Annotated in this window: 6 protein-coding genes; 1 reads left to right on the top strand and 5 read right to left on the bottom strand. The window is 67.3% G+C overall.

What is annotated here, in order from left to right; translation table 11 throughout:
- Positions 1-139: 139 nt before the first annotated feature.
- A complete protein-coding gene (locus DQP56_RS21195; protein WP_112688801.1) occupies positions 140-1183 on the top strand; it encodes an FAD-dependent oxidoreductase in 1044 nt (347 codons plus the stop codon).
- Positions 1184-1197: 14 nt separating this feature from the next.
- On the opposite strand, the gene fadD4 is transcribed toward DQP56_RS21195, so the two are convergent.
- The 5 genes from fadD4 to DQP56_RS21220 all read right to left on the bottom strand — a co-directional run.
- Positions 1198-2727 carry a fatty-acid--CoA ligase FadD4 gene (gene fadD4, locus DQP56_RS21200; protein ID WP_112688803.1) on the bottom strand — a complete coding sequence of 510 codons (1530 nt, stop codon included), beginning with the start codon at positions 2725-2727 and terminating at the stop codon, positions 1198-1200.
- 466 nt (positions 2728-3193) lie between these two features.
- On the bottom strand, positions 3194-3577 hold the full coding sequence (locus DQP56_RS21205) for a type II toxin-antitoxin system VapC family toxin (RefSeq protein ID WP_112688805.1): 384 nt from the start codon (positions 3575-3577) through the stop codon (positions 3194-3196).
- Positions 3574-3804 (bottom strand): type II toxin-antitoxin system Phd/YefM family antitoxin, encoded by a 231-nt coding sequence (locus DQP56_RS21210; RefSeq protein ID WP_112688807.1) that lies wholly within the window; start codon positions 3802-3804, stop codon positions 3574-3576. Before DQP56_RS21210 ends, DQP56_RS21205 begins: the two co-directional genes overlap by 4 nt.
- A gap of 110 nt (positions 3805-3914) precedes the next feature.
- Positions 3915-5735: a phosphoenolpyruvate carboxykinase (GTP) gene (locus tag DQP56_RS21215; protein ID WP_112688809.1), complete on the bottom strand. Its 1821-nt coding sequence runs from the start codon at positions 5733-5735 to the stop codon at positions 3915-3917.
- Between the two features lie 133 nt (positions 5736-5868).
- A partial coding sequence (locus tag DQP56_RS21220) for a coiled-coil domain-containing protein (protein WP_112688811.1) occupies positions 5869-7227 on the bottom strand: 1359 nt, incomplete at its 5' end.

Genomic DNA, 7227 nt, shown 5'->3' on the forward strand with positions numbered 1-7227 from the left:
GGCAGTCAAGGGCGGCCGGGCACCCCCGGCAGCACCTCCTGACCATGAAGCCCTGACGCCGTAGGTGGCCGGCGGTAGCTGATCGGCGAGCGCGCCGGCCGACTATCCGGGCAGCCAATCCCCGGGGGACCATGGAGGAATGAACGCAACGGGGTACTCCTGGACCGTCATCGGAGCGGGTCCGGCCGGCATCGCCGCCGTCGGCCGACTACTCGATCACGGCATCGCGGAAGATGAGATCGCCTGGATAGACCCCCAATTCGGCGCTGGTGACCTGGGCGCCAAGTGGCGGGCCGTCTCGAGCAATACCCAGGCGGGGCTGTTTCTGGACTACTTGAACGCTTCGCCGTCGTTTCGGTTCGGCCAGGCGCCCCGGTTCGCGCTGAGCACCGTCGATCCGGACCGGACATGCCCACTCGGCATGATCGCCGAGCCGTTGGTGTGGATCTCAGATCAGTTGGGCAGCCGGGTAAACCGCTTGCAGGCGATGGCGATGCAACTGTGGCTCCAGCACCGCCGCTGGACGGTGCGCACCGACCGCGGGGAGATCAGTTCGACCAACGTGGTCCTTGCGGTCGGTTCGGCCCCCACGAAACTCGACTACCCCGGACTCGAGGTGATCGAGATCGAAACAGCCCTGGATCCGGGCCGCCTTGCGCAGCTTGCCCTCGACGGCGCTACCGTCGCGGTGTTCGGTTCGTCGCATTCATCGATGATCGCGTTGCCGAACCTGTTGGCGACCTCGGCGAGCAAGGTGATCAACTTCTACCGAAGCCCACTCAAATACGCGGTATACCTGGACGATTGGATCCTTTTCGATGACACCGGCCTCAAAGGCGAGGCCGCGCAATGGGCTCGAGAGAACATCGATGGGACACGGCCGGAACATCTGGATCGGTGTTTGGTCGGCGATCCCGGGTTCGGTGACCGGCTGCAGGAATGCACCCACGTCGTCTACACGGTGGGATTCGAACCCCGACCACATCCGGTGACTCCGCAGTGGGGTCCGCTGAAATACGATGCCAGCAACGGCATTCTGGCGCCCGGACTCTTCGGGGTCGGCATCGCATTCCCCGAATACCGCCTCAACCCGTTGGGGTCGGGCGAGTACCGCGTCGGGTTGTTCAAGTTCATGCAGTTACTCGACGCGGCCCTGCCGCTGTGGCTGCGCTACAGCCCTTGATGCCTGGGCCGGGCTCACGCCGAGTATTTCGCCACCAACTCGTTCTTATAGAGCTTGCCGGTGTCGGTGCGCGGCAGCTGGGCCTCGAAGGAGATCGAGCGCGGACACTTGTAGTGCGCCAACCGTTCCCGCAACCACGCCAGCAACTCCTCAGCGAATGCGTCGGTGGCGTCTGCCGGGTCGACGGTCTGCACCGCCGCCTTGACGCGCTGTCCCATCTCGTCGTCGGGGATCCCGAATACCGCTGCATCCATCACCTTCGGGTGGGTGATCAGCAGGTTCTCGGCTTCCTGCGGGTAGATGTTCACCCCGCCCGAGATGATCATGTGGTGGCGACGGTCGGTGAGGTACAGGTACCCCTCCTCGTCGAGGTAGCCGACGTCGCCGACCGTCACCCAGCCGCGGGGGTGGCGTGACTTGGCGGTCTTGTCCGGGTCATTGAGGTACTCGAAAGCGTTGCCGCCCTCGAAGTAGATCTCGCCGGCCTCTCCCGCGGGCAGCTCGTTGCCGTCCTCGTCGAGGATGTGCACTGCACCCAGCATCGGCTTGCCGACCGAACCGGGGTGCAGCAACCAGTCTTCGGCGGTGATCAACGTCGAACCGTGCGCCTCGGACGAGGCGTAGTACTCGTCGACGATCGGCCCCCACCAGTCGATCATCTGCTTCTTGATCTCCACCGGACACGGCGCGGCAGCGTGCATCACCCGCTGCAGGCTGGAGACGTCGTACGAATTCCTGATCTCATCAGGCAGTTTCAGCAGCCGGGTGAAGTGGGCGGGCACGAACTGGGCGTGGGTGACCTGGTAGCGCTGGATGGCCTCCAGGCAGCCTTCCGGATCGAACTTCTCCAGCACCACCGTGGTGATACCGGCGGCCTGCGCGGTCATCGACCACACGGACGGGGCGGTGTGGTAGAGCGGCGCCGGGCTCAGGTAGACCGAGTCGGGGGACATCCAGACGGCCACCAGCATCGTCATCAGGCCGGGTGCCTCGGCCGGCGGCAGATGCGGCAGTGGGCGTTTGATCCCCTTGGGCCGCCCGGTGGTTCCGGAGGAATACTGCAGCAGATCACCCTCGATCTCGTCGTCGATCGGGGTGTCGGGCTGGTCGGCAACGCATTCCGGGTAGCGCTGCCAGCCGTCCACGTCATCATCAGCGATCAACAGCAGGCCGGGGAGGCCGTTGGGAAGATGCGTGGCCAAGTTCTCGCAAGTGCTGCGCAGCGCAGCCGAGCCGATAACCGCTTTGGCGGAGCTGTTGTCGATGATGTAGGCGGCCTCCGGCGCGGTCAGATGGGTGTTGATCGGCACGTAGTACAGGCCGCTGCGCCGTGCTGCCCACATCACCGCATGGATGTGCTCGTTGTTCTCCATGAGGATCGCGACGGTGTCGCCCTCGGCCAGCCCGGCCCGGCGGAAGAAGTGCGCCAACCGGTTCGCTCGCGCCTCAAGATCGTCGAAGGTGATGACGGTGCCCGACGGGTGCAAGATGATGGCCGGCTTGTCGGCGCCTCCGTGACCTGAGGTGTGTTCGCGAATCTGCATGGGCAGACTGTACCGCCGCCAAACTTGACGGGTGTCAGCACGGACGCGGTCGGGAAGATTCCCGGTCAAGAACAGCGTCGCGGCGCGGCCGAATATCTCGTGGCGCCTCCGGGCCGGCTGGCCGCCTGGGCTTACTTTGGTGCGGCCGACCCGGGAGGGACGGCTGCGCCTCACGCGAATGGGCGAGCACGCACGATATGGGCGTGCCCGGGGTGCCGACGCCGTTGGCCACCCGCATGCTGCGCGACATCGCTTCCAACCAATCGGCTGTCGCACAATTCCTCGGCGTGATGCACCACGATCTACATCCCGCACGGCTTCTCACCCCGGGCCGAATGGCCAAGGCTGCCATTCGTGCACTGCGCGATCGACCGGATCAGGCAGGCGCCACCCTGCGCGAGATCGCGTCGGCGGTCAAAGACCAGTCCCACCGGGTCCGGCGCCGCAACGCCGCGCGCCCGGGCGATCAGAGCCGCGCATCCACGAGATCGGGCAGCGCCTCGAGGAGCTTCGCATCCGCGGTCAGCAGCTCGAGGCGCTCGACCTCGGCCTGAGCCACCAGCATCGCGTCGAACGGATCGTTGTGCGGCAACGCAGCGATATTGCACACCATGGCATGGTGACCGGTGATCGGCAGATTGCGGAAGCCGGACTTCCCGACGGCGTCCTCAAAGTCCGCGGGCATCGCGAGCTTGCCGGTAGCCGCTTTGATGGAGATCTCCCAGATGCTGGCCGCTGAGACGAATACTGCCGGGGCAGAAACCATTCGGGCGCGCGCACGGTGACCTAAACGTGGACTGTCGTCCAGCGACCAGAGCAGTACGTGGGTATCGAGCAGGATGCCGGTCATTCAAGCCCGAACTGGGCGTTGAGGGCGTCGTCGACGTCGTCGAAATGTTCGTCGTCGTAGTGGAGCCGGCCGGATAGAACTCCGAAAGCGATGTCGATCCGCGAGTGCGGTGTCAGATCGGCAACCGGCCTGCCGGCGCGCGCGATCGTGATCGTCTCACCGTTTTCGACGCGGGCGAGGAGGCTGGACAGATGCGTCTTTGCCTCGTGAATGTTGACCGTCGCCATGCCCCGAGCCTACCGGACTTAGTCCAGTCGGACTAGCCCCCGGGCCGAGCAGACACATAAGCCCCCAACACGCCGGGCGTTTGGGGGCTTACGCGTCTGCTCGTGCTGGGTTAGCCCAGACGCTGCTTGAGGGCGTCGAACTCGTCGCGCAGGCCACTGGGCAGGTCGTCGCCGATGAACTCGAACCACTCCTCGATCAGCGGCAACTCGGCGCGCCACTCGTCGGCGTCGACAACAAGCGCCTGCTCCACATCAGCGGGGTCGACATCCAGGCCCGTGAGCTCCAGATCCGAAGCGTGCGGCACGGTACCGATCGGGGTGGACTCTCCGGAGCCCTTGCCCTCGACCCGGTCGATGATCCACTTGAGCACCCGGCTGTTCTCGCCGAAGCCCGGCCACAGGAAGCGTCCGTCCTCGCCGCGGCGGAACCAGTTGACGAAGAACACCTTCGGCAGCTTGGACTCATCGGAGTTCTTGCCGATGTCGATCCAGTGCTGCATGTACTCGCCGGCGTTGTAGCCGATGAACGGCAGCATCGCCATCGGGTCCCTGCGGACCTTGCCCACCGTGCCTTCAGCGGCGGCGGTCTGCTCGGAACCCATGGTGGCCCCGATGAACACGCCGTGCTGCCAGTCGCGGGCCTCGGTCACCAGCGGAACGGTGGTCTTGCGGCGGGCGCCGAACAGGATCGCCGAGATCGGCACGCCGGCCGGGTCATCCCACTCCGGGGCCAGGATCGGGCACTGCGACATCGGGGTGCAGTAGCGCGAGTTCGGGTGCGCGGCAGGGGTTCCCGACTCGGGCGTCCAGTCGTTGCCCTTCCAGTCTGTCAGGTGCTCCGGCGTGTCGCCGTCGATGCCCTCCCACCAGATGTCGTTGTCGTCGGTGCGCGCGACGTTGGTGTAGATGGTGTTGCCGGCCTCGATGGTCTTCATCGCGTTCGGGTTGGAGCTGTAGGAGGTGCCCGGCGCCACCCCGAAGAAGCCGGCCTCCGGGTTCACCGCGTAGAGCCGGCCGTCCTTGCCGAACCGCATCCAGGCGATGTCGTCACCGAGGGTCTCGGCCCGCCAGCCCGGGATCGTGGGCTGGATCATCGCCAGGTTGGTCTTGCCGCAGGCCGACGGGAAGGCGGCGGCGATGTAGTAAGCCTTGTTCTCCGGCGAGATCAGCTTGAGGATCAGCATGTGCTCGGCCAGCCAGCCCTCGTCGTGGGCCATCGCCGAGGCGATCCGCAGCGCGTAGCACTTCTTGCCCAGCAGCGCGTTGCCGCCGTAGCCGGAGCCGTAACTCCAGATCTCGCGGGTCTCGGGGAAGTGGGTGATGTACTTCTCGGAGTTGCACGGCCACGGCACGTCCTGCTGGCCCTCGGCCAGCGGCGCACCCACCGAGTGCAGGCCCTTGACGAAGGCGCCGTCGGTGCCGATCTTCTCCAGCGCCGCGGCGCCCATCCGGGTCATGACCTTCATCGACGTCACCACGTAGGGCGAGTCGGTCAGCTCGACGCCGAGCTTCGGGTCCTCAGCGCCCAGCGGGCCCATACAGAACGGCACCACATACATGGTGCGCCCGCGCATGCAGCCCCGATACAGCTCGGTCATGGTGGCCCGCATCTCGTCGGGGTCCATCCAGTTGTTGGTGGGGCCGGCACCCTCTTTGGTGCGGGTGCAGATGAAGGTCCGGGACTCGACCCGCGCCACGTCGGCGGGGTCGGATAGCGCCAGGTAGGAGTTGGGCTTCTTCTCGTCGTCGAGTTTGACCGCGGTTCCGGCCGCCACGAGGTCGCCCATCAGCCGGTCCCACTCGGCCTCCGAACCGTCCGACCACTCCACACGGTCGGGCTGGGTGAGCTCCGCGACCTCCTGAACCCAGGCCAGCAACCCGCGGTGTTTCGTCGGGGCGTTGTCCAGACCGGGGATGGTCGCTGAGGTCATTGAACTCTCCTGTTGTAACCCGTGTCGCGTCGTGGCATTGCCGCTGGTGTGCGCCGCAGTCCACCTCTTATACCTTCATTAGATAAGAGATTACCGTGCAGAACCGCGAGCGGCGAAGCGGGCATACACGCCGCTAATCGGCCGCTGTCCGGGCGGGGTTCGCGGGACCGGATTGGCCCAGTTCATCGGGCGGTCCCAGCTTCGCCTCTCCTGCGTCGAACCTCGCTGAACCGCCCAGCTCATCGGGCGGTCCCAGCTTCGCCTCTCCTGCGTCGAACCTCGCTGAACCGCCCAGCTCGGACCGCACCGCGGCCAGCGCCCGGTGCAGCGTCGGGAGCTGCCGATCCCGCACCGCGGCGGCCCGGGCGGTCGCGGCCGCGTGCTCACGCAGTTCCCGGTCCAGCCCGGCGATCCGGTCAGCGGCCCGCGCGGCCTCGGTTTCGTTGCGCTCGGCGAGCTCGGCGGTGAGTGCCGACTCGGCGGCCACCACCCGCAACGCCACCAGTTCCTGCAGGGCCGAGCGCAGCGCGGCAGTGGCCTCGCCCACCCAGCGATCAAGCACCGCCCGGTCCCGCAGCAGCCCACGGATGCGGACCACCCACACCGTGACCGCGACCCCGACCACAACGCACGCCACCGCGCCGGCCGCGGTCAATCCCGGGGCCAGGTTGGCGAACAACCGGCTCAGCGCCAACGCCACCCCCAGCCCGAAGCCGGCACCGAGCAGGGTCATCAGCTGGGTCTCCAACCGCCGCGACGACAACGCCGGCGCGCCGATCTCGAACTGCGGGGTCGAGGTCGTCGCCGCGGCGTCGCCGGACAGGCCCAGCTCCTGGGCCACGTCGGCCAGGTGCTCCGAGACGCCCTGGTCGACCTCGGCCACAACCTCCTCCAGCCGGCCGCGCACATCGGCCTCGAACTGCGGCAACTGGCGCCGCGTCATGCCCGCGGCATCCTCGGCGAGCTCGCCGCGCACCGAGGCGCAGCGCTTGCGGGCGAAGTAGGACAGCTGCACCCGGGCCTGGGCGATGCGGCTGCGCAATCCGATCACCCGCTCCGATTTCGACATCCGCCGCTGCCGCACCACCTCGTCGCGCTGCTCCTGCAGCAATGTCACCCGTGCCCGCCGCCCCTCCGCGCGGGCATCGCGGTCGATCCGGTCGGCGTCGGTGCGCAACTGAAACTCCCAGGACCGCAACCGGTTCCGCCGCTGCACATCGCTGTCACCCAGTTGTTTGGCCAGTTCCGCGACCAGGTCGTCCACCCGGGGTTCGCCGCGCTCGGGCGCCGCGGCCGCCCCCACCCACGCCACGTCGCGGTAGCGCGGCGCGTAGTCGGCCAGCGTCTCGCGGGCGGTCTGCTGCATCTCCCGCCACTGCCGGTGCACGTCGATCTTGGACACCGCTCCGATCACCACATCAGTGTGGGCGGCCGCGGCGTCGAGCAGCGCGCAGTCGGACTCGGTCAGTGCCGCCGCGGCCGACACCACGAA

This window comes from Mycolicibacter senuensis, assembly GCF_003284925.1.
In the GTDB taxonomy this organism is placed as follows: domain Bacteria; phylum Actinomycetota; class Actinomycetes; order Mycobacteriales; family Mycobacteriaceae; genus Mycobacterium; species Mycobacterium algericum_A.

What these genes read in the sequence shown, in the direction of transcription:
- DQP56_RS21205 (WP_112688805.1), bottom strand. Translation starts at nt 3,577, where the DNA reads ATGACCGGCATCCTGCTCGATACCCACGTACTGCTCTGGTCGCTGGAC.
- DQP56_RS21210 (WP_112688807.1), bottom strand. Translation starts at nt 3,804, where the DNA reads ATGGCGACGGTCAACATTCACGAGGCAAAGACGCATCTGTCCAGCCTC.
- fadD4 (WP_112688803.1), bottom strand. Translation starts at nt 2,727, where the DNA reads ATGCAGATTCGCGAACACACCTCAGGTCACGGAGGCGCCGACAAGCCG.
- DQP56_RS21215 (WP_112688809.1), bottom strand. Translation starts at nt 5,735, where the DNA reads ATGACCTCAGCGACCATCCCCGGTCTGGACAACGCCCCGACGAAACAC.
- DQP56_RS21195 (WP_112688801.1), top strand. Translation starts at nt 140, where the DNA reads ATGAACGCAACGGGGTACTCCTGGACCGTCATCGGAGCGGGTCCGGCC.